At 62.0% G+C, this 25,883-nt stretch carries 24 protein-coding genes; 14 read left to right on the top strand and 10 right to left on the bottom strand.

What is annotated here, in order from left to right; translation table 11 throughout:
• Positions 1-279 precede the first annotated feature (279 nt).
• Positions 280-1,155, top strand: coding sequence for a ParB family protein (locus EV688_RS09375; RefSeq protein WP_117317583.1), 876 nt, complete (start codon positions 280-282; stop codon positions 1,153-1,155).
• Positions 1,156-1,312: 157 nt separating this feature from the next.
• On the opposite strand, the gene EV688_RS09380 is transcribed toward EV688_RS09375, so the two are convergent.
• Positions 1,313-2,125 carry a copper resistance protein NlpE N-terminal domain-containing protein gene (locus tag EV688_RS09380; RefSeq protein ID WP_162883897.1) on the bottom strand — a complete coding sequence of 271 codons (813 nt, stop codon included), beginning with the start codon at positions 2,123-2,125 and terminating at the stop codon, positions 1,313-1,315.
• A gap of 276 nt (positions 2,126-2,401) precedes the next feature.
• Between EV688_RS09380 and EV688_RS09385 the strand changes: the two genes are divergently transcribed.
• Positions 2,402-2,944, top strand: coding sequence for a cytochrome b (locus EV688_RS09385; protein ID WP_117317587.1), 543 nt, complete (start codon positions 2,402-2,404; stop codon positions 2,942-2,944).
• Here EV688_RS09385 and mdoH read toward each other — a convergent pair.
• A complete protein-coding gene (mdoH, locus tag EV688_RS09390) occupies positions 2,928-4,847 on the bottom strand; it encodes a glucans biosynthesis glucosyltransferase MdoH (protein WP_117317589.1) in 1,920 nt (639 codons plus the stop codon). The genes EV688_RS09385 and mdoH overlap by 17 nt on opposite strands.
• 212 nt (positions 4,848-5,059) lie before the next feature.
• Between mdoH and EV688_RS09395 the strand changes: the two genes are divergently transcribed.
• Both EV688_RS09395 and EV688_RS09400 read left to right on the top strand, forming a co-directional pair.
• The gene (locus tag EV688_RS09395) at positions 5,060-5,890 is read left to right on the top strand and encodes a CDP-alcohol phosphatidyltransferase family protein (protein ID WP_117317591.1); all 831 of its coding nucleotides are present in this window, start codon (positions 5,060-5,062) and stop codon (positions 5,888-5,890) included.
• A complete protein-coding gene (locus EV688_RS09400; protein ID WP_162883898.1) occupies positions 5,887-6,981 on the top strand; it encodes a lysylphosphatidylglycerol synthase transmembrane domain-containing protein in 1,095 nt (364 codons plus the stop codon). The genes EV688_RS09395 and EV688_RS09400 overlap by 4 nt, the downstream gene beginning before the upstream one ends.
• Here EV688_RS09400 and EV688_RS09405 read toward each other — a convergent pair.
• From EV688_RS09405 to ribA, 4 genes are read right to left on the bottom strand one after another with little or no spacing between them, the layout of a single operon-like run.
• Positions 6,970-7,350, bottom strand: coding sequence for a 6-pyruvoyl trahydropterin synthase family protein (locus tag EV688_RS09405; RefSeq protein WP_117317595.1), 381 nt, complete (start codon positions 7,348-7,350; stop codon positions 6,970-6,972). The genes EV688_RS09400 and EV688_RS09405 overlap by 12 nt on opposite strands.
• Before the next feature lie 10 nt (positions 7,351-7,360).
• On the bottom strand, positions 7,361-8,395 hold the full coding sequence (locus EV688_RS09410) for a zinc-dependent alcohol dehydrogenase (protein WP_117317597.1): 1,035 nt from the start codon (positions 8,393-8,395) through the stop codon (positions 7,361-7,363).
• Positions 8,392-9,135: a RibD family protein gene (locus EV688_RS09415; RefSeq protein WP_117317598.1), complete on the bottom strand. Its 744-nt coding sequence runs from the start codon at positions 9,133-9,135 to the stop codon at positions 8,392-8,394. Before EV688_RS09415 ends, EV688_RS09410 begins: the two co-directional genes overlap by 4 nt.
• Positions 9,125-9,736 carry a GTP cyclohydrolase II gene (gene ribA / locus EV688_RS09420; protein WP_240624343.1) on the bottom strand — a complete coding sequence of 204 codons (612 nt, stop codon included), beginning with the start codon at positions 9,734-9,736 and terminating at the stop codon, positions 9,125-9,127. The genes EV688_RS09415 and ribA overlap by 11 nt, the downstream gene beginning before the upstream one ends.
• Before the next feature lie 138 nt (positions 9,737-9,874).
• On the opposite strand from ribA, the gene EV688_RS09425 reads away from it, so the two are divergent.
• Together EV688_RS09425 and EV688_RS09430 are read left to right on the top strand one after the other, a co-directional pair.
• Positions 9,875-10,933, top strand: a complete 1,059-nt coding sequence (locus tag EV688_RS09425; RefSeq protein ID WP_205686623.1) for a glycosyltransferase family 4 protein — start codon at positions 9,875-9,877, stop codon at positions 10,931-10,933.
• A complete protein-coding gene (locus tag EV688_RS09430; protein ID WP_117317602.1) occupies positions 10,930-11,766 on the top strand; it encodes a class I SAM-dependent methyltransferase in 837 nt (278 codons plus the stop codon). Before EV688_RS09425 ends, EV688_RS09430 begins: the two co-directional genes overlap by 4 nt.
• Positions 11,767-11,787: 21 nt before the next feature.
• On the opposite strand, the gene EV688_RS09435 is transcribed toward EV688_RS09430, so the two are convergent.
• The 3 genes from EV688_RS09435 to EV688_RS09445 are packed head-to-tail and all read right to left on the bottom strand — an operon-like array spanning position 11,788 to position 15,063.
• Positions 11,788-12,534, bottom strand: a complete 747-nt coding sequence (locus tag EV688_RS09435; protein ID WP_205686624.1) for an FkbM family methyltransferase — start codon at positions 12,532-12,534, stop codon at positions 11,788-11,790.
• Positions 12,534-14,153 carry an alkaline phosphatase family protein gene (locus tag EV688_RS09440; protein WP_117317604.1) on the bottom strand — a complete coding sequence of 540 codons (1,620 nt, stop codon included), beginning with the start codon at positions 14,151-14,153 and terminating at the stop codon, positions 12,534-12,536. The genes EV688_RS09435 and EV688_RS09440 overlap by 1 nt, the downstream gene beginning before the upstream one ends.
• A 1-nt stretch (position 14,154) precedes the next feature.
• Positions 14,155-15,063: an alpha/beta fold hydrolase gene (locus EV688_RS09445; RefSeq protein WP_117317606.1), complete on the bottom strand. Its 909-nt coding sequence runs from the start codon at positions 15,061-15,063 to the stop codon at positions 14,155-14,157.
• Positions 15,064-15,241: 178 nt separating this feature from the next.
• Between EV688_RS09445 and EV688_RS09450 the strand changes: the two genes are divergently transcribed.
• Positions 15,242-16,117 (top strand): crotonase/enoyl-CoA hydratase family protein, encoded by an 876-nt coding sequence (locus EV688_RS09450; RefSeq protein WP_117317608.1) that lies wholly within the window; start codon positions 15,242-15,244, stop codon positions 16,115-16,117.
• Here the strand turns inward: EV688_RS09450 and EV688_RS09455 are convergent.
• Positions 16,110-18,218, bottom strand: coding sequence for a putative bifunctional diguanylate cyclase/phosphodiesterase (locus EV688_RS09455; protein WP_117317610.1), 2,109 nt, complete (start codon positions 18,216-18,218; stop codon positions 16,110-16,112). The genes EV688_RS09450 and EV688_RS09455 overlap by 8 nt on opposite strands.
• A gap of 157 nt (positions 18,219-18,375) precedes the next feature.
• Here EV688_RS09455 and EV688_RS09460 point away from each other — a divergent pair, with 157 nt between their 5' ends.
• From EV688_RS09460 to EV688_RS09490, 7 genes are all read left to right on the top strand, one after another.
• Positions 18,376-19,356, top strand: coding sequence for a sensor domain-containing diguanylate cyclase (locus tag EV688_RS09460; protein WP_117317612.1), 981 nt, complete (start codon positions 18,376-18,378; stop codon positions 19,354-19,356).
• 44 nt (positions 19,357-19,400) lie between these two features.
• Entirely contained in the window at positions 19,401-20,006 is a 606-nt protein-coding gene (locus EV688_RS09465) for a methylamine utilization protein (RefSeq protein WP_117317614.1), read from the top strand.
• Positions 19,996-22,362 (top strand): putative bifunctional diguanylate cyclase/phosphodiesterase, encoded by a 2,367-nt coding sequence (locus tag EV688_RS09470; RefSeq protein WP_117317616.1) that lies wholly within the window; start codon positions 19,996-19,998, stop codon positions 22,360-22,362. The genes EV688_RS09465 and EV688_RS09470 overlap by 11 nt, the downstream gene beginning before the upstream one ends.
• A gap of 31 nt (positions 22,363-22,393) precedes the next feature.
• The gene (locus EV688_RS09475) at positions 22,394-23,206 is read left to right on the top strand and encodes a DUF3034 family protein (protein WP_117317618.1); all 813 of its coding nucleotides are present in this window, start codon (positions 22,394-22,396) and stop codon (positions 23,204-23,206) included.
• Positions 23,206-23,646, top strand: a complete 441-nt coding sequence (locus tag EV688_RS09480; RefSeq protein WP_117317619.1) for a group I truncated hemoglobin — start codon at positions 23,206-23,208, stop codon at positions 23,644-23,646. The genes EV688_RS09475 and EV688_RS09480 overlap by 1 nt, the downstream gene beginning before the upstream one ends.
• Before the next feature lie 140 nt (positions 23,647-23,786).
• The gene (locus EV688_RS09485) at positions 23,787-24,806 is read left to right on the top strand and encodes an ABC transporter permease (RefSeq protein ID WP_117317621.1); all 1,020 of its coding nucleotides are present in this window, start codon (positions 23,787-23,789) and stop codon (positions 24,804-24,806) included.
• 3 nt (positions 24,807-24,809) lie between these two features.
• On the top strand, positions 24,810-25,877 hold the full coding sequence (locus tag EV688_RS09490) for an ABC transporter permease (RefSeq protein WP_117317623.1): 1,068 nt from the start codon (positions 24,810-24,812) through the stop codon (positions 25,875-25,877).
• The last annotated feature ends 6 nt before the right edge of the window (positions 25,878-25,883 follow it).

Here is a 25,883-nt window from a genome sequence, read left to right on the forward strand (position 1 = left end):
GTTTACGAAGTTTGCCATCATTGCGCCCCGATCACTGCACGTGACATGGATTATCCCACGTCGATACTATTCGGTTAAGTCCGACAGGCTGCTAGGGCTGCGCCGGTATTTATGAGGATCAACAAATTTCCTTTCACTACCGTGACGCGGTTTTGCTGCCAAAAAATCCGATCGTTGCCTAAAGTGGTTTCCAGGGCTGTCGATTCTAGCGCCCTATGGTTACCCAAGGTTGGAGGAATATGAGCTTCACGTAGCGAACCATCACTGATAGAGGAGCGCATGAGCATGGATGCTGTGCACGAATCGGAAATAGACTCTCAGAGCAGGGGGGTGGCCAGTCAGCTGGTCGTCATTCCCATCGATAACATCACGCCTTACGAGCGCAATCCGCGCCATTCGCCCAATCCCGCCCGCGATCGCATCAAGGACTCCATTCGCGCCCATGGCCTGGACTATGCGCTCGCTGTTACCCAGCCCCCGGGGACGACGCATTACGTCCTGAGCGCCGGTGGCGGCACCCGGCTGGAGGTCCTGCGGGAACTCTTTGCTGAAACCCACGACCCGCGCTTTGGCCGGGTCCCCTGTGTCCTCACTCCCTGGCCGGGCGAGGCGGAAATCCTGCTCGCGTACGTGCGCGAGAATGATCTTCGGGGAGAGCTCAGCTTCATCGATAAGGCGCGCGCGGTCATGGCGTGCAAGGAACTCCTCGAAGCAGAGCAGGGTGAACCGCTTTCGCAGCAGGCGCTGTCAGCAGCCTTGATGCGCCGCGGCTATGGGCTGAGCCAGGCCATGATCTCCCACATGGTCTATGCCGTGGAGCGCCTGTTGCCCGTCATCCCGGTGGCGCTGGAGCACGGTATCGGTAAACCGCAGGTGCAGCGGATTCGCCATCTCGATGGCGCCGCTGCACGGCTGTGGGCCGCGTGCGGATTGGAGACCGAACTGCCGTACGACGACGCCTTTCTCACCCTGTGTCGTCGCTATGATGGCCCCGACTGGTCTTTTGATGACCTGGAGGAGGCGGTCGCTGTCGAGATCGCCGAGGGAGCCGATCGCAGCATTCAGGCGGTCCGCCTCACCGCCATTACCCTTTCGAATGACGTTAAACCACTTTTCGAACATCTCCGGAATGCCAGTAAAGCGATAGATCAATAATCGCTGACTATCGGCTCTCCGGCAGATTCCCAGGCCGTCATGGGTCCGCTGCCAAGAAAGTACGACAGATGGGCCAGCCCCCTGGTCGCCTACAATGGCGGTCCCGAGCCTATTCGCAACCTGCGCAGAATCGCCGCGGTATCGGCTGTCAGGGTAGTCACTGGTTGCCGGCCTTGATGAGACGCGCAACCGGGGCTGTTGCGCTGTCACGAAGCATCATTGAGTTGTCATCTTCCAAAGCATAGGTTCTCACCGATGTGAGCATGTCGAGAAAGGCCTGCTCAGTGTTCATGTCGGAACAGGCCATGCGCGTCATGGCGAGGTTTTCACCGAAATCAATGCGTTGATTGCGCGTGATGCTGTAGGTCCCGTTGAAGGAATTGCACGATGTGTTGCCGACGGCCTGCGATGTCTCGGATTGCAGTGTGAAGAAAGGTTGTGTCTGGTGGTCTTGCGGGGCAATTGCCTTTCCGTTCAATTCGATCAAGCGCCACTGAACATCCTCGATAGCCGGGTCCTCAAGGTGCTGGTCCAGAATGTAGCGCTCAGCGAGGTCGCCCTGAATAGGCTGCCCCTGCATATCCAGCTGGAGGAGGTGGTGTTCACGCACCTGGTAGTGTCTAGGGCCGTTGTCATCGGTGTCCAGGGTTATAATGCTCCCCGCGTCATTCCACGTGAACGCGCCTGTTTCGGTGACAGGGCGCGGATTCTCGTTGAGGTACTGCAGTGAGCGTTCGTAGGTGTCGTTTTCATAAAGCGTGATAACGGTCTCGATCCCGGGGCAGCTTGCGCAGGGCAAGGTGCCTGAGTAGGTACCGGCCCAGTCAAGCGCCAGCCGACTGGTGTCTGCGGGCGTCGGCAGCGACGCCTGACCCTGGGGCGGGGTATCTGCTGAGGGCTGCGCATCCTCGTGTCCGGGATTTATCGTCTGCGTCTCCGGCGGATCAGCATCATCAGAGCAGCCGGACAACAGCAGACTGCAAGCAACTAACCACGAAAGCGCAAATCTCGTCTGGCAGCGCATGTCGACACCCTCGATAGAGATCATGGCAGTCCCTATCATACTGTAGGCGGTCTTCCCTATGGAACGATGAGTTCCCGGCGTTGGCGGCTCTGCGCGCTTGTTGCTGTCGAGCCTGCAGCCCGCCGCATGATTGACGCTGACCCCCGATCTACCTGACTATCCGGATACCGGTCCTGTCGCCATCCCGGCGGTGTCGCCGCAGCGAAGAAAGGGAGATAGTCTATGTCCCGAATCTGGAAATACCCTGCAGGCTGGCGGGTGCTGCACTGGCTGATGGCGCTGATGGTCCTGACGCTGATACCCGTTGGGCTGTGGATGGCGTCGCGGGCAGAAGCCGATATCTGGGGGGAGCTTACCAATACGCTGTATCGCTGGCACAAGGCCATCGGTTTCAGCGTACTTGTGCTGATGATTCTGCGGATAGCCGTCAAGATTCGCTACCGTAACCCGCCGTACCCGCCAAATGCGATGCCCCGGAACATTCTGCTGGCCGCCCGGACCGTGCAATCCCTGCTTTACGTGCTGCTGGTACTGACACCGCTGTTCGGCTGGTCCGGCGTGACGGCTTTTCCTGCCCTCGATACCGTCGGGGGCTACAAACTGCCAGCCATGCCGTTTGTCCCTGAAGACCGGGAACTGGCGGAAACACTTTTCGAGGTGCACGGATGGCTTGCCATCACTCTCGCCGTGCTGGTCGCCGCGCATGTCTCCGGGGCGCTCAGGCATGCGCTGCGCAAGGACGGTATTTTCAGACGGATGGTGTAGCCGTACGGGCAGCTCGCGCCGTGATGATGGGTTCGCAGGCGTCCAGCAAGGCATGACGGCGCTGCATGATTTCCGGGAGCGCACGCTCTTCGGGTATGCCTAACAGGCCTCGCCGCTCGAGCCACTGACCCGCTGCCTGACTGCCGCCCAGCGCGGACAGCGGGACGGCCAGTAACAGGCCGACAATAATGGGCAGCATCCAGTACAGCAGTGAAGACGGCAACCACAGCAGTAGGCTCAGCAGCAGAATCCCGACTACCGTGTGTGTGCCGTGACTCATCAGCAGTTGCCGCCAGTGAATACCGCTCTCCTGGCGTCGCTGCGCAGACCAGCCGGAGTCCTGCCCATGCAAAATGTCCCACAGGTGCCGGCTGTGTATCAGCATGAAGATGGGGGCATGCAGGACGGAGAAGAGCAGCTCCAGCAGCACACTGCAGAAAAATGTCAGTCGCCCCATGCCCCCGCGCATCTCCGGCGTCAGCAGACCCGAAGCGAGGCCGAGCATTTTCGGCAGCAACAGCAATGCCATGGTGAAAATGAACAGGCCGATCATGCCTTTGGAGTCAAAAACCGGCAGGTTCTCTACGGGTAAAAGCCCCGGCTGCGGCAGCGCAAACTGTGTGCTCAGTACCAGGCCAAGCGTAACCATCGCCAGCCAGAGCAACGAGGTCAGATAGTTCATGACGCCCATCAACATATGCGCCCGGCTGGGCCAGCGCAGACCCCTGGCAGAGACCACTGCCAGGTGCTGGACATTGCCCTGCGCCCAGCGACGATCGCGGATGGCGGCATCCAGGAGCGTGGTAGGGCACTCTTCCCAGGAGTGCGCCAGCTCTGGCAGCATTCTGACTGACCATCCTGCGCGTCGCATCAGGGCGGCCTCGACAAAGTCGTGAGAGCGTATCTCGCCAGCGAAAGGGCGACGCCCCGGCAGCACCGGGAGGCCGGCGGACGCGGCGAAAGCGCGCGTGCGGATAATGGCATTGTGGCCCCAGTAGTTGCCGTCGTGGCCCTGCCAGGCGCACAGGCCGCGTGAGAAGACAGGGCCGTAGGCGATGCCGGCAAACTGTTGAAGCCTCGCGAACAGGGTTTTTCCGCCGTGAAGACGTGGCAGCGTCTGCAATATGCCGCTTGCGGGATCAGCGTCCATTTCCCGAACCAGCGCGACCAGCGTTTCACCGGCGATCAGGCTATCGGCGTCCAGGACAACCATGTAGTCGTAACTGTCTCCCCATCGGTTGACGAAATCGCGAATATTGCCGGCCTTTCTCTCGCTGTTATGCTCGCGGCGGCGGTACCAGACGGGCATGGTTCCCCGCAGATGGTCACGCAGGTACTGCGCCGCCGCCTGCTCTGTGGCCAGGACGTCAGCGGCGTTGCTGTCCGAGAGAATGAAAATCTCGAAGTGTCCCTGCAGTCCGGTTCTCGCCAGGTCCTCACCCATCGCTGCCAGTGCTGCGCAGGCGCTGATGGCGTCCTCGTTGTAGATGGGCATAATCAGGACAGTTCGGCCGCGCAGCGCGGTATCCGCCCCGGGGTGTCTCTGCCTGCGAGTGGACCCCGACAGGTGGCAGACAGACAGGAGCCCCGCCAACGCCCCTGTCGCCGACAGGGATATCCAGGCAAAGGTTGTGGTGAAGAGGAATAGCAGCAGCCAGAGCAGGAAAGTCAGCCAGAGACGGGCTGGAGCAGCGAGCGTCGCGGCTTCATCAAGCGGGATGATGCGATATAGCTGGTAGCAGGCACCCGCCGTCAACGCCAGGCTGCCACCGAAGGTGATGGCGCGCGCCAGGATCGTGAGCGGATCCGGACTGGCATCGAATCGCGCGGGTCGCCGGGACAGCACTTGCGTGGGCATGGCCAGCGGCGATGCCGGTGGCGTTGAGGATAACGCGGACGTCATGATGGCTGCATTTTGTCCCTGTTTTGTCCAAAAATAGCGCGAGTCAAGGTTGGCGTGGCTGTCTGAGGCTACGTATATAGGGGTAAGACAGATCAGCGGTACGGTTGGGGGATGGTCTCGCCAGTGACCTTACCCGTATAGTCACGACGGACACGGTCAAGGTTTCTGCATTGTGCAAGGAAGACGAAATTCATCAATCATCCGGGACGTACATGCCGGGCTTGTCTGAGGCGCTGGATGACGTGCCGCGAGTCGGGGTAGAGCCCGCCCTGCAGGGTGAACTGCTGCGCCTTGCCATTCTGGGCGTGAGCCTGCTGCTGGTCGGCGCAACGGTATTGTCAGGCCTTGAGGGCGCGCAGCTAGCGCTGCGCTGGTTGCTGGTCAGCCTCGCCTGCTGGAGTTTCGTGCTCTGGCAGTGTCGTAAGCGGCTCCACCTGAACTGCAGCAGTCCGGAAGAGCCCGACAGGCCCCGGCGCTACGCCACGCTGGGACACGGCAACCGAATTACGCTGTTTCGCGGTCTGCTGATTTCCGCGCTCGCCGGCTTTCTGCTGGTTGCGCCCGCGGACACCAGCCCGTGGCTGCTGTACGTCCCGGCGCTGCTGTATACGGCAGCGGCGCTGGCGGATCTGCTCGACGGTCGTATGGCGCGGTATCAGCAGCATACGACCCGGCTGGGTGCGGAGCTCGACACAGCGCTTGATGCATTCGGCCTGCTGATCGCACCGCTGCTTGCGATTGCCTATGGCAAGCTCCACGTCAGCTATCTTCTGGTTAGCGTCGCCTATTACCTGTTTCAATGCGGGATCATCTGGCGGAAGCGACACGCCTTGCCTGTCTACCCGCTGCCGCCCAGTCGGCTGCGCCGATACCTGGCCGGTGTGCAGATGGCGCTGGTGGCCGTCGCACTCTGGCCGCCGGTGCCCCACGGTGTCACCACGGGTCTCGGCGTGGTGTTGATGCTCCCGCTGCTGATCGGCTTCTGCCGCGACTGGTGGTACGTCAGCGGTCGGCGTGATGTTTGTCGGGAGTCGTGTTCTTGACACAGAGGTCCGGGCTTCACCACACCGACAACATCACGCGCAAAAGCGCCGTCACCCTGGTGCTGTGGTTGCTGGCGCTGGGGCTGTTTGCCTGGACCCTCAGGCAGTTACCCCTGGGTGACAGTGTCTCCCAGCTGGCCTTGCTGTCCCCGCCCGACTGGCTGCTCTGGTTCCTGGTCAACGTTGTCATCCTGTACCTCGCGGTAAAGCGCTGGCAGCTGCTGGGGCAGGCGTTACTGGCGTCACTGCCCCTGGCGAGCCTGTTTCGTCTGCGCCAGGCCGGTAGTACCGTGAGTTTTCTGACCCCGGGCCCCCATTTTGGCGGCGAGCCACTGCAGCTGTACTGGTTGCACCGTTATTACGGCACGCCGATGCACCGCGCCGTCGCAACGCTGGGACTGGACCGATTCGTGGAAACTGGCACCAACCTTGCTGTTCTGCTGGCGGGCGTGCTGATGCTGCTAGGCACCACGCTGCTGCCGGTTCAGGAGTGGCTGCTGGTGACAGTGATACTGGCCGCGGTTCTCTGCGTGATGCTGCTGGCGGCGGCTTTGGTGCTGCGGCATCCTGACTGGCTGGCTAGACACTGCAGTCCGCTTGCCGAGCGCCTGCGGGCTGCGGTTACCGGTATGCGCGGCGACAGGATGATTGGTAGCAATGATGAAAATGTCCGGCAGAAGGGCAGGGGGGGGTGGCAGGCGCTGGTCGCGTTGCTGCGTGATGCCCTCTCGGGCCACAGACCGAAGCTTTGGCTGGCGCTGCTGCTGTCTCTGGCGGGCTGGGTCGCGCTGCTGATTGAGCTGGCGATGCTGCTGGGCTTTCTCGGTCTTGCGGTCTCACCCACAGACGTTGTGCTGGTCATGCTGGGAATGAGACTGGCGATGCTGCTGCCGGTGCCCGGCGGCATTGGCACGATTGAGGCCTCACTGGTGTGGTCCTTCCAGTACCTGGGGTTTCCCGCGAGTGCTGCTATCGGGCTGATTGCCCTGATACGCCTGCGCGATGCACTGGTGCTGCTGATTGGCGCGGGCTGTCTCTTCAGTTTCTACCGCGCCGGTCATTACAGCGAGCCGGCTGTCCTAGCTGAATGATTGGCGGTACGCTGCCCAGCAGGTGGCGTTTTCCCACAGTTTCACAGTCAGGCTACCGCTGCCAGGCGGCGTAATACCCGCCATCAGTTTCTCGTTCAGAATCCGGCTGAAGTGCTCGATGCTGGGATTGAGGCCGGCAAATTCCGGCTTGTCATTCAGCATGCAGTCGCGGAAATACGCCACCGTGGTGGTCAGTGCCGCCTCGATCTCGACAATGTCTACCAGATAACCGTGCTGATCGAGGGTGTCGCTCTCGATGCTGACCTCGAGCACGTAGTGGTGCGCATGGGGAGTGTTTTCGTCACCCCAGTCACCGCCTATGAGGTAGTGGTTGGCAATAAAATCCTGTGTAACGGCAACGGTATACATAAGCGTCCTGTCAGTCTGGGTAATGAAACAAGGGCTGCACGATATCGGGCAGCTGTTCATGAAGTTGATGATACAGCGCCGGGGCTTCCTGCAGGGGCAGGGTTTGCGTGACAAGCTGACCCGGGTCGACACGACGGATCATGTCCCAGGCGAGGTCGAAACGGCGCCGTTTGTCCCAGCGTCCGCTTAACGCCGGTGCCAGGGTGCTGACCTGGCTGGTCATCAGCTGCAGGCGGTTGCGATGGGCGTCGCCGCCAAGGTCAACCGACACTGGCTTATTGCCGTACCAGCTGCCGATAACGATGCGACTGGCATAGCCGCCCAGACCGATGGCGAGGTTGAGTGCCTGTGGATGGCCACTGACCTCGTAGATCAGATCGGCATTGCCGAGGCCGGACGCTCGTTGCGCAGGCAGCTCCGCCTCTGCCGGGCTCCACACGGACTGGACACCCATCCGGCGGGCAAGCTGCTGTCGCTGCAGCTGTCCTTCCACCGCGGCGAGCGACGCCAGCGGATACTGTGCGAGCAGGGCTGACAACAGCAGACCCACCACGCCCTGGCCCAGCACTACAACCCGTTCGCCCATCATGGGCTGGCCGTCCTGTATCAGGTTGACGGCGGTTTCCATGTTGGGCAGGAATACCGCCGACGATGCCACAATGTCGTCCGGTACCGCGATAAGGTGTTCCGGCAACGCGAGGAAATGACTGGCGTGGGGCTGAAAGCCAAACACCCGTTGTCCCGCCCAGGTTGCATCGACTCCGCTACCGATGGCCTGCACGTCGCCAATACAGGCGTAACCGAACTGTACGGGGTAGTGAGGCGCCTGCTGCAGGGATTCAAGCGTGCTGTCCAGTGCCATCGACTGCGGGATCTGGCCCCGGTACAGCAATAGCTCCGTGCCGGCGCTTACGGCGGAATAGCGGGTTTTCACCCGGACTTCACCCGGCCCCGGTGGCGCCAGCGCCACGTTCCGCACCTCTACCTCCAGAGGCGCCGTGAACCAGAGTTGCGACGCGCTTACTGTGCCAGTCAGATCAGTCATGTCGTGGTATCCGGCGGTGCGGCGTGGGTGTAACACAGCCTTCCCCAGACGATGATTTCGTTGCCCAGCTGCCGGCTGTGCAGTGTCGTGACGCGCGGGCAGGACAGGGTGTCCGTGTTGCCCAACGGGCCAATGGCGTTGTAGCCCCCGATAAAGACGGGCGCCACCGTCAATACCGCAGCATCCGCCAGGCCCGCGCGCAGGAAGGCGGTGATAACGGCGGCTCCCCCTTCGATCATCAGTTTTCGGATACCGCGCCGGTAGAGAATCTCCATGGCCTTGTGCAGGTGGACCTGTCCACTGTCATCGCCCGGCACCACAATCAACTCGCACCCGCTGCGCGCTGCGCCTGTGGCTTGCGTTGTCAGTACCCAGCATGTCTGGTGTTCACTTTGGCAGAGCCGGCTGGAGGCGGGGATGCGCAGCTGACTGTCCAGCACAATGGGCTGTGGATCCGCGCCCGTCCATTCACGTACCGTGAGCTGCGGGTCGTCTGCCAGCACCGTACCGATACCGACGAGGATGCCGTCATGCAGGCTGCGCAGCTGGTGCGTCATCTGCATGCCCTCGTCGCTGCTGAGCACGACTGTCCTGCCGGGTGCGGTCGTAATGCTGCCATCCCAGCTCTGGGCGTAGCTCAATGTGACGTGGGGACGTGCTTCAGAGTTGCCGAGCCGCAAACTGTGGAAGTCAGCCTGCTCACGCACCAGCCATCGTTCTATATCCTCGTTAAGACTCATGGGCTGACTGTGTCTTCCTGACCGGCTTGAGCGGCAGCAAGTGATCCATGCGCTGCGCCTTGGTCAGCAGATAGTCTGCGTTGTCGAAGTTGGCGTTGACGGCGAGTGACACCCGTTCCGAGACCGTGATCCCCGCTGCTTCCAGCGCCAGAATCTTCGCGGGATTGTTGGTCATCAGCCGCACGGAGGGAACGCCCAGGTCTTCCAGGATCAGCGCTGCCAGCGAGTAATCGCGCTCATCGGCGCCATGCCCCAGCATGAGGTTGGCATCGACCGTATCATAGCCCTGATCCTGAAGGTTGTAGGCCCGCAGCTTTTCCAGAAGGCCGATGCCGCGCCCTTCCTGCCGCAGGTAAATGACCACGCCGACACCGGCTGCAGCCACCATCGCCAGGGACCGGTCGAGCTGTTCACCGCAGTCACAGCGACGCGAGCCTAGTACATCACCGGTAAAACATTCAGAATGCACTCGCACCAGAACGGACTCGACACTGCTCAGATCGCCCATATAGAGAGCGAGGTGCTCTTTGCTGTCCAGTGTATTGCTGTAGAAACACAGCTGAAAGTCGCCGTGCTCTGTGGGAATCCTTGTACGGGTCATTCGGGTTGCTTCAGGCTCCGCCATAGGACACTCGGATTGGTGTTGTGATGTTTTCATCATACGTCCGCCTGACCCCGGTTGTATGCCTCGACAAAGTCTTAAACTACGACACCTTGACGACAACGGATCAAACCGCCTGTGAGCATTGCACCCCTGTATTTCGCGTTTCCCGGACGCCTCGACACCCTGACGGGTGGGTATCACTACGATCGCCAACTGATCCGGGAACTGCGGCAACTGGGGCTGGAAGTGGCGACACTGTCGCTGTCAGGGCGTTTTCCCTTTGCCGATGACCGGGCATTGCAGGAGGCAGGCGAGACGCTTTCCGCCCTCCCTGACAGTGCTCTGGTCATCATCGATGGATTGGCCCTGGGGGCCTTCGATGAGACGGCGCTGGCGCCGGTGCGGGCGAAGCGGCTGCGCCTCGTTGCGCTGTGCCACCATCCGCTGGCGCTGGAATCCGGGCTCGATCCGGCGCAGCAACGGCGTTTTCAGCGATCGGAGCAGCGGGCACTGCAGGCGGCGCGCGCGGTTCTGGTAACCAGCGCCCACACCCGACGGACGCTGATCACGCAGTTCGCGGTGCCGCCTGAGAGGGTGACTGTCGCCCGGCCCGGCACCACCCGGGTACCCTTCGCGCGCTGCCAGGGGCAACCGCCCAGGCTGCTGGCGGTGGCCTCACTGACCCGGCGCAAGGGCCACGATGTCCTGATCAATGCGCTGGCACCCTTGCAACACCTGCCCTGGCAGGCACGTTTTGTCGGCGGTCGCGAGTTCGATCCGGCATGGAGCGATGAGCTGCAGCGGCAGGTGAATCGCCTGGGGCTTCACTCGCGTATCGATTTTGTAGGGGTCGTAGACGAAACGCAGGGGGAGTTCCAGCGTGCCGACCTGTTCGTGCTGCCCTCGCGCTACGAGGGCTACGGCATGGTGTTCGCCGAGGCACTGGCGGCTGGCCTGCCCGTTGTTGCGGCCCGTGCGGGCGCCGTGCCGGATGTGGTGCCCGAATCGGCGGGACTGCTGGTACCTCCCGATGACGTGCAGGCATTGACGGCGGCGCTGCACAGCCTGCTGGCCCGGGAGGAGCTGCGTCGACAGCTGCAGGCAGGCGCCCGCCTGGCCGCCGGGACATTACCGACCTGGTCCGACACTGCCGCTTGCGTGGCCCGCGTTATCGAGGATGCAGCATTATTATGAGTGGTTTCAGTATCGATTGGCTTGATCTTCGCGAGGACGCCGACCGGCGTGCCCGGGACAGCGACCTCTGCGAGCGGGCAGTGCACTGGCTGCAGCTGGCTCCCTCGCGGGGCCGTGAGGCCATTGTGGTAGATCTGGGTGCGGGTACCGGTTCCACGCTACGGGCTCTGGACGGCGCCGGCCAACGGCCGCTGCTCTGGCGTCTGCTGGACCACGACCCAGCGCTGCTGGCGGAAGCCCGTCGACGCCACGGCGGCCAGACCGGCATCGAAACATTTGCCGCGGATCTGTCGGACATTGGCACCCTGCCTCTGGACGGTGCAAGGCTGGTCACGGCGTCTGCGCTATTTGATCTGGTGTCCGCGGAGTTTCTGCAGGCGCTGGCGCAGGTGCTGCAAAGGCCCGCGGGACAGGACCCGATTGGCGTGTATTCCGCGCTCAACTACGATGGCCTGACGCAGTGGACCCCCTCCCATCCGCTGGATGACGTCGTTCTCGAGGCCTTCAATTGTGATCAGCGTCGGGACAAGGGCTTTGGTCCCGCGCTGGGGCCGGAGGCGGCAGGCGCCATGTGCGACGCGTTTTCGCAGGCCGGCTTCAGGGTCTTCTCTGCCAGCAGCCCCTGGGTGCTTGACGGGGCCGATGAACCGCTCGTATCGGCGCTGATAACCGGCATTGCCGCTGCGGTGGCGGGCAGCCCTGGTGTGGCTGTCAGCTCCCTGGAAGACTGGGTCAGGTTCCGCCAGGCGCAGGTGACATCCGGGTCCTGCACGGTAGGGCACACGGACCTGCTGGCCGTGCCGGACCCGGCGTCAGCGCACGCAACGGTGTAGACGCCGGCTCAGACCCGGGCATCAGTGGCGAAGCCGGGCATAGACGTCGCCGCTGCCTTCCCGCAAGGCTGTCAGCACATCACGCATGTCGTCGGGCGTGCGCCAGCGATCGAACTGCAGGCGATGCGTTTCTCCCGGCGCCAGGTTGTACTCGTAGCGACCCAGCGCTTCGAGGCGGTCGATGCAGGACAGCGCCATCGCGATCGTTGCCGGGATGTATTCGAAGGACAGCGCGGCAAGCGGTCGGGACAGGCCCTGCAATACCTGTAGCTCAAACCCCTCGACATCGATCTTGCAGAATCCCGGTTCGCCATATTCCTCGATCAGGGCGTCGAGCGTTGTCACCGGTACACTGACCTCGCGGTCCCAGCGCACCGCCTGAAAAGAAGGGTGCTGCTGCACGCGTGCGATCCAGTCTGCTGACATCGTGGTAACGGTTGGCGTACGTGTGCTGATAAACAGCGTCGCCTCACCCGGCTCAGCGGCAACGGCCTTTTCCACAAGGGCGATCGCCGGGTCCGCGCCGTAGCGGCGCTGCAGGGTCCTCATCAGCAGGGGCTGGGGCTCCACTGCCACGACCCGCGCGCCGAGGGTCCGCCACGCCCGCAGCCGATTGCCAACGTGGGCGCCGATCTCGAAACACAGGTCGCCGTGCCGGATAAACTGCCCGTAGCACCGTCGCATGCGTGACTGCCGCCCGGGAATGCCATAGTACATCAGCAGTGAACGCCACAGCCCGAGCCGTTCCCGCCAGCCTGTCCAGGTCATCAGTGGTTATCCTTGTCTGGCTCGGAAAAAGCCTCGATGAAACGGTCGCGCAGCTGGTCCATTCGCCACACGGGAGCGTCCGCAGTGGGCAGCATGCCCGGCTGCCACTGCCAGTCGGCAATGGCGTCGATGATGGCCGGGTCATGGGCGATCAGGTGTACAGGGACATCGCGATCCTCCGCGTCACCCGAGATTCTCGGCGCTGCCGGATGATCCCCCAGCACCAGCAGCACCAGGTTCTCACCGCCGAAGGTCGTCACGTAGGACACCAGCGTCTCCAGCATGTATTCGATGGACTGCCGATAGTGATCGCGAACCGTCTCGACATTGCCCCACACCTGCTCAGGGCTGGGCCCTGCCAGCGCCTGATCATTGAAGATACGTCCATCGTCCACCTCATCCCAGGGCACGAGTTCGGCAATCGGCGTCCACGGCGCATGGGATGAGATCAGGGCGAGCTCGGCCATCAGTGGCGGTCGCGTTGCGTCACCCGTCTCGCGTTCCCGGGCCTGGAGCGCTGACCAGACGTACTGGTCGGGCATGGTGACCCAGTTGAAGGGCTCGCCCTCGTAGCCGAAATTACGGGCGCTGTAGATGTGGTCATAGCCGTAATACGCGCCTTCCGGCCAGGCCATGCTGATGGCGGGCAAGGCGGCGACGGTACGCCAGCCGGCATCACGAAAGAGGCGGTTCAGTGCGACCCGATCGCTGACAATGAGACTTCTGAAGCGCGTCTCACTGTCAATCCAGGCACCCGACAGCAGGGTGGCATGGTTGAGCCAGCTCTGTCCGCCCACGGTGGCGGCGGTCAGGAAGGCGCTGCGCATCTGCGCGCCGTCTGCCTGCAGTGTGTCCTCGGCCCAGCTCAGCCTGGCGGTTACCGATTCGGCGAAAGGATCGCGTTCCAGCAGCGCTCGCCCGTAGGATTCGGCGAAGACAATGAACACGTCCTTGCCCTCAAGTTTTGAGAGCAGTGAGCCGCCAGATCTCCCGGCCATGGGGTCATTACCCACCGTCTCGTTGAACACCCGGATATCCCGGATGCTGTTCACTGTATCCTGTCCGTGTTCCACCAGCTGCCGGAACGCAAAGGCATCTGCCCGGGGTGTTGCGCCCAGATGTTTCAGCAGGCCCCAGGCGATCAGCAGTGCTACAAGTGTCAGCAGAGAAAACCGCGGCGTTCCCTGCAGGAGCCGCTGAAAACGCCCGAGCGTGACCAGGGCCAGCCAGCCGAGCAGTCCCGCCAGCATCACCACCAGCAGGCCTGCCAGCAGCCACGCCAGACTGCCCAGCGCACCGCTCAGCAGGCGGCCGGCATCGGCCAGCAGATGGGTGTCGAAGATCAGGTTGAAGCGTCGGGCAAAAATCTCATGAGTGGCAAGGTCTGCAATTCGCAGCAGTATCGAGAGGCTGAGTAACAGCGCCAGGAGAATACGGGCGCCATCGCCTGCGCGACCGGGCAGTAGCAGCAACAGGCCGATAACCACAAGCTCGAGCGGAAATACGTTGAAGGCGACGCCTCTGATCCAGTCCAGCCGGTTCGGCAACACCAGAGCGACAAACACGAGGATGAGGGCCGCAGCGGTGATCAGGAAGTTGCTGGCCTGCCGGTAGTGCACCTTAGGTCGCCACCTCTGTTCGGGCCCTGCTGGCGGTGTGATGAATCTTGTCGGCGATGGCGTCCAGCAGTGGCGCCGGGAAGTCGTGGCCCATGCCCGGGAATATCTCGAGATCCGCGTTCTGCAGATGCCGCGCCGTGTCGAGACCGCACTCGAGCTTGACCAGCGGGTCGGCGTCCCCGTGTATGACCAGCGACGGTACCGAAATCCGGCCCAGCAGCGGCCGACGGTCCGCGGCGACGATCGTGGCGGCAAGTTGTCGCGCCACGCCGGCCGGGTCGTAGCCGCCGCGATGGAACGCCAGGGCTGCGGCATCATAAAGCTCGGCATCGCTCTTCGGGTAGGCTGGGCTCTGCACGGCCTTGCGCACACGCACGTTGCGGACAATCACTGATTCGGGGTCGAGCGGATCCCGGGGTTTCATGAGCAGGGCGCGGGTCGCGTGCCGGTCGGCGCGCGGCAGGGCGCGGTTGCCCGTGGTCGACATGATGGACGTCAGGCTGAGTGTCCGCTGTGGGAAGTCCGCGGCCACGAGCTGCGCAATCATGCCGCCCATGGAAGCGCCCACCAGGTGCGCGCGGCTGATGCCCAGGGCGTCAAGCAGCTTGACAGCATCCTTGGCCATGTCGTCGAGGGTGTAGGGCACGGCGGGCGGGAAGCGCAGCATGTGCCGCCCGACCACGAGGGGAATGTTCGGCACGGCGGCGCCCGCGAGGTGATCCGACAGTCCGATGTCGCGATTGTCAAAGCGAATCACCCGGTAACCCCGCTCTGCCAGGCCTTCACAGAGCGTCTCTGGCCAGCCGGTGAGCTGCGTTCCCAGCCCCATGACAAGCAGGATCGCTTCTGTGTTTTCATCGCCGAAGGATTCGTACTCTATGCCAATCCCGTTGGCCGTTGCGCGCGCCATGTGCTGCTTTCCATTGCGGGTATCGACGGCAGTATAACCGAGCCAGTGGTCGACCTGGCCAACGCAGCCTGGGCATGCACGCGGCGGCAGGGCTGATGCTCCGGGGCGCAGGCGCTGGTATTCTTGCCCGATCCGGTGTCCGCACATGCGCGTCGCTCTCTGGCAACAAGGAGATGTCATGCCCTCATTTGAAACCATCACCCTCGTCGTCGACGACGGTATCGCCACGATCACGCTCAATCGGCCCGACCGCATGAACGCGTTTACGGTCACGATGATGGAGGAGCTGATTGCGGCCTTTGACCAGACCGATGCCGACGACGCGGTGAGGGCGGTGATCGTGACCGGCGCCGGCCTGGCCTTCTGCGCCGGTGCGGATCTGTCTGCCGGTGCCGATAGCTTCGATTACGAGAAGCAGAAAGGCAATGCGCCAGATCCTCTGGCCAGCGGCATCAATCGCGACGGTGGTGGCATGGTGGCCCTGCGCCTTTTCCGCAGTCTGAAGCCGGTTATCGGTGCCATCAACGGTGCCGCCGTCGGCGTGGGAGCCACCCTCTCTCTCGCGATGGACATCCGCCTGGCCTCGGAAACCGCCCGCTATGGCTTTGTGTTTGCGCGACGCGGTATTGTGCCCGAGGCCGCCTCATCCTGGTTCATCTCCCGTGCGGTAGGGCTGTCCACGGCGCTTGAGTGGTGCATGAGCGGTCGTCTGGTGAACGCCGATGAGCTGGAGAAGCGCGGGCTGGTGCGGTCCGTCCATGCGCCGGAAGAACTCTATCCGGCAGCGCTGGCGCTGGCTCGGGAGATTGCCGACAACACGGCACCGGTGTCTGTCGCCATGACGCGTCAGATGCTGTGGCGCATGGCCGGCGCAGCGCATCCCATGGAGGCACACCAGCTCGACAGCCGCGCAGTGCAGGCCCGCGGTGCATCGGCGGATGCAAAAGAGGGCGTGGCGTCGTTTCTCGAAAAGCGCCCGGCGGCCTATAGCAACCGGGTGTCTGTCGATATGCCGGACTTCTTTGACTGGCAGGGTGAGCCGGACTTCAGATGACCTCCGGGACAAGCGCGCCAGCACGCTCCTGCGCCCAGCTCAGGAATGCGCTTTCGGGCATCGGTCGGCTGATCAGATATCCCTGGATGTGATCACAGCGTCTGTCCTGCAGGAATCGCTTCTGACTGAGTGTCTCCACGCCTTCCGCCGTAACGGTAATGGCCAGGGCGTGTGCCAGGCTGATTACCGCGGACGCGATGGCATCGTCGTCTGCGTCCGTCGTCAGATCTTTGACAAAGGTCCGGTCGAGTTTCAGTGCATCCACGGATAAACGCTTGAGGTACGACAGTGAAGAGTAGCCGGTGCCAAAGTCATCAATCGCCACGCGTACGCCCAACCCGTTAAGGGCGAGCAGGGTCGCCGTGCCGCCTCGATCATCGAGGAGAACACTTTCCGTCACCTCGATTTCCAGAAGGTCTGGTGTCAGCCCTGTCTCGAAAAGAATGCTCTGCAGCATGCTCACGAAGTCCGACTGTCGCAACTGATGCACCGAAAGGTTGACCGCCACTCTTACCCCTGCCAAAGCGCCGTGCTGCCACTGCGCAGCTGCTGCACAGGCACGCTCCAGGACCCAACGGCCGACCGGAATGATCAGCCGCAGATCCTCCAGCAAGGGGATGAACTCGGTGGGGTTCACGCTTCCGCTCGCGGGGTGCCAGCGCAGCAGCGCCTCGGCCCCCCGGAGATGTCCGCTATCGGTGTGAACCTGAGGCTGGAAGTATAGTGTGAACTCGTTGCGCTCCATTGCACTGCGCAGACCGTGTTCCAGCTGAAAACGCCGGTCTGCCTGACGATTCAGCTCCGCGGTGTAGAAGTGATAACCATCGCGCCCCTGTTCCTTCGCGCGATACATGGCGGCATCGGCGCACTTGAGCAGCGTATCGAGGTCGACAGCATCGTTCGGGTACAGCGCGACACCGATACTGGTGGACACCGCAATGCCTCGTTCGCCGAGCTGAAATTTTTCACTGAATCCCCGCAGAATCTGCTCGGCGACAGTCTGTATCTGGGCGTTGGTGTCGATATTCTCGAGGATGATGGTGAACTCGTCGCCACCAAGCCGGGCCACGGTGTCGGAGCTGCGCAGGACGCCCTGGAGTCGTTGCGCCACCTGCTTGAGCAGGCAATCACCCGCAGCATGCCCCAGCGCATCGTTGATCCACTTGAAGCGATCAATATCCAGGAACAGCAGGGCGACAAGACGGCCACTGCGGCCGGCTTGCGCGATGGCGTGTTTGAGCCGGTCCTGAAACAGGTAACGATTGGGCAGGCCGGTGAGGTGATCGTAATTCGCGAGGTGTGCCAGACGCTCTTCCGTCAGTCGCCGTTGGGTAATGTCGCGCAGTGTACCCACCGCCCGATGCTCGCCGGTATCAGCGTCGATAAAATGTTCGCCGTGGAATTCAATGAAGCGAAGCCCCGTCTGTCGATGTTGGACATGCAGCTCGAGTGTCTGGGGCTGGCGTTCAATGCCAGCGGCGAAGAACGCTCCCAGTTCAATCTGAGAATCAGGCTCAAACGCCTGTATGATTCTGGAACAGGGGGCCTCGACCAGAGCCTGGTCGATATCCAGCATATCGTTCAGCTGCGAAGACCAGATCAGCGTTGTGTCTTCCGCGCTCCACTCCCAGCTTGCCAGTCCGGCGATACGCTGGGCACGCATGAGTGCCCGACGGTTCCGGCCCAGATCCTCGGACATGGCCTCCAGCAGGTCGAGGACGATGCCGATGCCCTGATAGCGGCCCTCCCCATCAACGAAAATGAAATCTTCGGTGATGGGATAATGAACGTGTGCCGTGACACGGGATGCGGCTTCTTCAATGCTCATCGACAGGGGAATGAGCAGTGGCGACGTGTTCATCAGTTCGGAGACCGGGCGCCGACCCCACAATTCGCGTCCGTAGCGCTGCAGAAAAATGTCCTGCAACTGGTACCGGCTGACCATTCCCGCAGGTTTGCCCCCGGAATCGACGACCGGCAATGACAGAAACTTAACGTTGTTTGACAGCAGAATCCTGTCGGCCACATCGGCCACGCTTACCTCCGCGATCAGGGGCTCGGCAGGCTTCAGGAGGTCCGGCAAGTCTTTCCTTGTCAGCATAGGGGGGCTCTTGACGTGAAAAGTTTCAGGTTACCAGCGTAAACATGACAATTTCGTGACAGGACCCTTGACACGGACCTGTCGACTTCGCGGCATGCCTGTCAACTGCGGTATACTCGGGATTTCGTAACACGGGAGGCGCCTGCGCGGAAACCTCATGCAAGAACCCAAGATCCCGGACAACGAAACGCAGCGTCTCGCTACCCTGCACGCGCTGAAGATCCTCGATTCTGCACCGGAAGAGCGCTTTGACCGCCTGACGCGGATGGCGAGACGCATGTTCGGCGTGCCGATCTCGCTGGTCAGCATTGTCGACAGCGATCGCCAGTGGTTCAAGTCCAGCGCGGGGCTTGACGCCACCGAGACTCCGCGCGCCGTCTCCTTCTGCGGGCATGCCATTCTCGGGGATGGCGTCTTTACGGTGGAGGACGCAACCCGCGACGAGCGCTTCCATGACAACCCTCTGGTCACCGGAGATCCCAATGTGCGCTTCTACGCCGGCTGCCCCCTGCAGGTGGCGAACGGCCACAAAATGGGCACGCTTTGCCTGATCGACCACGAACCGCGAACGCTTGACGATGAGGACCGCCTGCTGCTGCAGGACCTGGCGAAAATGGCCGAGCAGGAAATTGCGGCGCTGCAGATGGCCACGCTGGATGAGCTGACCGGTATTTCCAACCGTCGGGGATTCATGGCGCTGGCGAAGCACGCCGTCGCCATGTGCCGTCGGCATAAGGAGCCCGCCGTGCTTATCGTGCTGGATCTCGACAAGTTCAAGCCGATCAATGACCGCTTCGGCCATGCCGAGGGCGATCGTGCACTAATAGCCTTTTCCCGCATCATGCAAGAGGTGTTCCGCGATTCCGATGTTTACGCGCGCACGGGTGGCGATGAATTCATTGTTCTGCTGACGGGTGCCGACGAGGCGGGTGCAAAAGAATCGCTCGAGCGCTTCGGCGAGGCGCTCTCTGACTACAACCGCCGTGAGTTGCGGGGATACGACCTGGAATACAGTGCCGGCTACGTCACCCGGGCAGCTGACGATGATCGCGGCATCGAGGCATTGATTGAAGCTGCTGACGACCTCATGTACGCGCGCAAGAAGCGCAAGACCCGGCAGGGTGACCAGACGGCGTGAGGAGCCTGGCGATTGCGGTGGGCTGTCTGTTATCCGGGACGTGCATGGCCCTGGATGTCACGGTTCTGGGAAATGATGGCGAGCCACTTCCGGGAGCCCTGGTCGCCTATATGGGCACGGCGTACACGGCGGAGGCATTGCCGGCAGAGGCCGTGGTCGATCAGCGCAACCGGCGCTTTGTGCCCCACATCAGTCTCGTTGCGCCGGGGGCCGCAGTGTCCTTTCCGAACAGTGACGATACACGCCATCACGTTTACTCGTTTTCAGAAGGCAACGCCTTCGAAATCAAGCTTTACCGCAGCAACGACGCCCCGCCGGTGATTTTCGAAACGCCGGGTGTCGTAACCCTCGGCTGCAATATTCACGACAACATGAAGGCCTATGTTGTTGTAGCCAACGGCCGGCCACAGGCGCTGGCTGACAGCGACGGGCTGGCACGCCTGCCCTGGCTGCCGTCGGGAGTGCCAGTGACACTGACTATCTGGCATCCGCAGCTCGGGGAATCCATGGCATTTCAGCTGAAAGCGCAGGAAACCACCCAGGGCAGGGTTTCCCTGACACTGCCCGTGGCCTGGACAGATCCACAGCAGGTCAAGTCTGTTTCTGAACTGGAGTCATTGCTGAAACGCTTCTCCCGCGATGCGAAGTAGCTTTCGCTCGAGGCTCCTTCTGCTGATCGTCGGATTGCTGGCGGTCACGGTGATTTCCACGACCCTGGCGGTTCTGCGCGCGACCAACGAGAACGTTGAGACGCTTCTCGGTGAGGAGCTTTCCGTTATAGAGCGCGTATTCATCGAATTTCTGCGCCAGGACCGGGAGCAACTGCTGGAGCGCGGCGAGGTGCTGGCGGGCGATTTCGCCTTCAAGCGCGCCATGGCGACCGGCGAGACGGACACCATGCTCAGTGTCCTGGCCAATCACGGCCAGCGGATCGCCGCGGATCTGGTCATGCTGGTCTCCCCGCAGCGCAATGTCATCATGAGCACGCATCCCCTCGATGCCCTGCCGCAGGAGGCCTACGAGTCGCTCGATCCCGCCATGTCCCGCGGGGTGGGCCTGCCTGTCGTGATTGGTGCAGGCGCGTTTCAGCTGGTGCTGATACCGGTGCGGGCGCCGGACCTGATTGGCTGGCTGGGCCTCGGTCGCGCCATCGACGAGCAGGCGCTTGCCCGTATCCGGGAAATCACCAATGTCGATGTCACCCTGTTCTTCGCTGAGCGCGCTGCGCCATCAACCCAGCGCATCAGCACACTGCCCGGCACGCTGCTGGACAGTGCGCGTGGCAATGACGCGATGGGAGAGAATGTCGCCGCTGTCGCCAGCGAATTCGCTGACAATCTGCGCGCCGCCGCCTGGCTCAGTCGGGAGCGGGTCATGCTGGACACCGCTGATGCGCAGCTGGTTGCGGTGCTGTCCGAGTCACTGCAGCAGGCGCTGGATCAGTACGCGCCCATGCGGCTGCAGATGGTGCTCATTACGTTCACGGCGTTACTCGCGGCTGCGCTGGCAACGCTGTTGGTGGCTCGCTGGGTGGCGCGCCCGGTCTATCAACTGGTAAAGGCGGCACAGAAAATCTCGGAAGGTGACTATTCCCAGCGTATCGAGCTGCGCGCGGGGCGCGAGTTCGATGCACTGGCAAGCACGCTGAACCTGATGCAGGACACGGTGGCGGAACGCGAAGCGCGGATCCAGCATCAGGCGCAGTATGATCTGCTCACGCAATTGCCGAATCGCAATTACATCTTTTTCCTGTTTACCCGTCACGTCACCGAGAGTGCCGCCAGTCCGCGATTTGCGCTTGCGCTCCTGGATCTGCACAGCCTGCAGCAGGTGAAGGATCTTTACGGTAACGACTTCAGTGATGAGGTGCTGCGGCACGTCGCGGCGCGCGTCAGCGACAGCCTGCGGCGCGGCGATATGGCGGCGCGGGTTGCGGACCAACAGATTCTGCTGTTCCTCGCTGATATGGAGCCAGCGTCGGTGGGCGTCGTCATGCGCAAATTGCGCGATGAGTTCGCCAATGCCGTGGTGGTCAACGGCGTGCCTGCGAGGCTGGAGTTCGCGCTGGGGTTCGTTTTCTGCCCCCAGCATGGCAGTGACTTTGACGATCTTCTCAGGCGCGCACAGATCGCGCTTTCCCAGGCCCGCCGCAGTGCGCTGGATCACGCGGTGTATCAACTGGGGCAGGATGAAAAACACCTGCGCCAGATACAGGTGGCCAATCGTCTGCCGCGTGCCGTCGAGGAAAACGGTTTCACGCTCAGTTACCAGCCCAAGTACGATTTCAGCGCGCGTGCCGTGTGCGAGGTTGAGGCACTCATGCGCTGGACGGACGAGGAGCTGGGAGCGGTGTTCCCCGATGAGTTCATTGCGATTGCCGAGCAGACGGGGATCATCACGCGTATCAGTGAGCTGGTGGTGCGAGATGTGGTGCAGCAGCTCGTGGTCTGGCGCGAATCCGGTCTTGTGCTGTCGGCGTGTATCAACCTGTCGGGGCTGGATATTCTGCAGTCGTCGTTTCTGCGCGGCGTGATTGCCGTGGTCGCCGAGGCCGGGCTGCCACCGTCTGCCGTCGTACTCGAAATTACCGAAACCGCGATGATGGCGGACATGGGGCTGGCAACGGCCAATCTCAACGACGTCGAAGCGGCGGGGATACGCCTGTCCATCGACGATTTTGGTACCGGCTTTTCCTCCCTCGCACAGCTCAAGGCACTCCCGGTCCAGGAACTCAAGATCGACAAAAGCCTCGTCATGCGTATGGACACCGAAAAGGACGATCGGCAGATTGTCCGCTCCACGATTGAAATGGCACACTACCTGGGCCTCAAGGTGGTGGCGGAGGGCGTGGAGAATGAACAGGTGCTGAAACTGCTGGCAGGTATGGCCTGTGATGCCGTGCAGGGCTATTACCTGGCGCGGCCGATGTCTGCCGACAGCCTCGAGCCGTGGTTACGCGAGCTACCGCCGCACGTGCGTCAGATTCCGGCCTTGCTGGATGCCTGAAACAGCCCGCCACGTGTCCAGGATAGTGTGGATGCTGCTCGCTGCATTCTTTACGCCGGGCGCACTTGCGGACAGCAAGCTGCTGGCGACCGGAGGGGCGACCCAGTTCGAGGGTCAGGCCGGTGGCGGTCTCGTGCCCTGGGCGATGATCAGTGGCTATGGTGACGATGGCGAGTGGGGCGGGGCGGCGGCGATCACGCGCGTACAGGTCGATGATTTCGAACTCGACGTTGCCGCACTGGCGCTTGGTATCAACAACCGTGTTGAGCTTAGCTATGCCAGGCAGAAGCTCAGGGTCGAGCCGCTGGGTCTCGCCATCCGCCAGGATGTCTTCGGCGGCAAGCTGCGCCTGGTTGGCGACCTGGTGTACGGTGTGCTTCCGCAGATCAGTGCGGGTGTCCAGTACAAGAAAAACCGGGATTTTGCGGTTCCCGGCGCCGTGGGGGCGGACTCGGATAAGGGCCTCGACTATACCCTGTCTGCCAGTCGGCTGTGGCTGGATGGTGTGGTCGGCCGCAATGTGCTGACTAGCCTCACCTTGCGTTCTACCGATGCCAACCAGGCCGGTCTGCTCGGATTTGGTAACGCTGATGGCAGCGATCGCGACTGGGTGGCAGAGGGCAGTCTCGGCGTATTCCTCAACCGTCACTGGGTGGTCGGATTCGAGTATCGCCAGAAACCGGATCGACTGGCAGCGGTTGCCGAGGATGACTGGATGGATGCCTTTGTCGGCTGGTTTCCCAGCAAGCATGTTGCGGTGGTCGCGGCCTGGTCCGATCTCGGTGATATTGCCGGTCTCGAGTCCCAGCGTGGCTGGTACCTGTCGTTGCAGCTGAATCGGTGATGTCATTGCCCGTGCTTCTGCTCCGCACGCTGCTCGCGTTTGCGTTACTCGTCATGCTGGCCTGCACTGGCACCCGGCACGATGACGCTGTCCTCTATCGCGAGCTTGGCGGCCAGTCTGGGATCACCGCGATTGTCGACGGATTCCTTTACGAACTGGCAGAGGACACCGATGTCCTGCCCCTGTTTGCCAACACCGATATCGACCGGTTTCGCGAGAAATTCATTGAGCAGCTGTGTGACGTATCCGGTGGTCCCTGCGAATACAGCGGCGACAACATGCGCGAGACCCACCGCGACATGCAGGTCACGCGCGCCCAGTTCAACAGCGTCGTGGAGGATCTCATCCGGGCAATGGAGCGCCGGGACGTGCCGGTGGGCGCCCAGAATCGGCTTTTGAAGCGCCTGGCCGCCATGTACGGGGATATCGTTTATCGTTAGGTCGGCGCAGCGTATGGCGCCGCAGGACAGAGCCTGCTTTGCCGTGGCCTGGCTTTATGGCAACATCCGAAGATGAGCGAGGCGGCCTATCAGCAGGAATCGCGAGCAGAGATTGCGCCCACCAGGACCCTACCACCTATATGCGAGACTATTTTCTACGGCGTTTGCTGCTTGTCCCGCCGACGCTGATCGGCGTCACCATCATCGTTTTCGCCATCACCCGCCTGGTGCCGGGCGGGCCGCTGGAACGGGCGATCATGGAGACCCAGCAGATGAGCATGGCCGGCGGTGGCTCGCAGATGGCGGGGCAGGGCATGGCGATTTCCGAGGATCAGCTGGATCGGCTGCGCGAGTACTACGGCTTTGACAAGCCGGTGTTACAGAGCTATCTGCAATGGCTAGGCAAGGTGCTGCGCGGTGACCTGGGCGCGTCCTATCGCTACAACGAACCCGTCTGGGATGTCATCAAGGAGCGCTTTCCGGTTTCCCTGTACTACGGGTTGGTCACGCTGTTGATCACCTATGTGGTCTGTATTCCCCTCGGCATTCTCAAGGCCATCCGGCACCGTACCTTTGTCGACAATATCAGCTCTATCCTGATTTTCATCGGCTATGCGATCCCCGGTTATGCACTGGGTTCGCTGCTGATACTGTTTTTTGCCGTTCGCCTGGAGTGGTTTCCCATGGGCGGCTTTGTCAGCTACGACTTCCGGGATCTGAGCGCGGGCGAACAGGCACTGGATCTGCTGAACCATTCGGTGTTGCCGCTTATCTGCTACCTCGTGGGTAGCTTCGCCCTGGTAACGCTGCTCCTGAAAAATCACCTGATGGACAACCTCGCCGCGGACTATATACGCACCGCCGTCGCCAAGGGCGTCTCCTTTCGCCGGTCGGTCACGCGCCATGCGGTACGCAACTCGCTGATCCCGATAGCGACCACCTTTGGCCAGAACATTACTCTGCTGGTGTCAGGCTCGTTCCTGATCGAGACGATTTTCGATATTGACGGTTTCGGCCTGCTCGGTCTCACGGCGATTCTCGATCGTGATTACCCGGTGGTGATGGGGGTCGTGCTGCTCGCCAGCCTGCTGCTGCTGATCGGTAATATCCTGTCGGATATTCTGGTCGCCCTGGTCGACCCGCGGATCAGGTTCCAGTAGCCGGTGCTGCGTCTCAACCCCCAGACCCAGAAGAAACTCCGGCGCTTCCGCAATATCCGGCGCGGCTACTACAGCTTTCTGCTGCTGGCGGGCCTTGGCGTGCTGCTGATCATTGGTGAACTGCTGATCAACAGCCGCGCCCTTATCGTGAGCTATGAAGGCCAGCTCTATTTTCCCACCTACACGACCTTTCACCCCGGTACGGACTTCGGGCTCGACTATGACTACGAAACCAACTACCGGGAACTGAAAACGCGGTTTGCGCAATCTGGCGGGGACAACTGGGTGCTGTTGCCGCCGGTGCCCTACAATCCCTACGAGAATCATGCGCCTGGCGGCATTTTCCGACCGCTGCCGCCCGACGCATCCCAGCAGCACTACCTGGGTACCGACACCACGAGCCGCGATATCCTCGCGCGGCTGTTCTACGGCACTCGCATCGCGCTGGTCTTTGCCCTGGTTTTCACGGCCTGCGTGTACCTCATCGGCATTACCATTGGCTGTGCCATGGGCTATTTTGGCGGTGTGTTTGACCTGATTTTTCAGCGCATTATTGAAATCTGGTCCAACGTGCCTTTTCTGTACATGGTGATCATCATCTTTTCGGTGATTCCCTCCACCGTTGCCGTGTCCACCCGCATCGGCATTCTGCTGCTGGTGATGGTGCTGTTTTCCTGGACCGGCATGACCTATTACATGCGTACCGAGACCTACAAGGAAAAATCCCGCGATTACATTGCCTCTGCGCGGGTCATCGGCGCCTCCAATTCACGCATTATTTTTCGTCACATCATGCCCAATGTGCTCTCGACCCTGGTGACGTTCATGCCCTTTACCATTGTCGCGGCGATTTCTGCCATTACCGCGCTGGATTTCCTCGGGTTTGGCCTGCCGGCACCGACGCCCAGCCTGGGCGAACTGCTGAAGCAGGGCACCGCCAACCTGCGCACCGCGCCGTGGATCGTGATCTCTGCCTTCGGCACACTGGTTGCCCTGCTGACGCTGGTCACCTTTATCGGCGAGGCCATCCGGGAATCATTCGACCCCAAAACCTTTTCCGTTTACCGTTGACGCTTC

The organism is Chromatocurvus halotolerans, assembly GCF_004340525.1.
Lineage (GTDB): Bacteria > Pseudomonadota > Gammaproteobacteria > Pseudomonadales > Halieaceae > Chromatocurvus > Chromatocurvus halotolerans.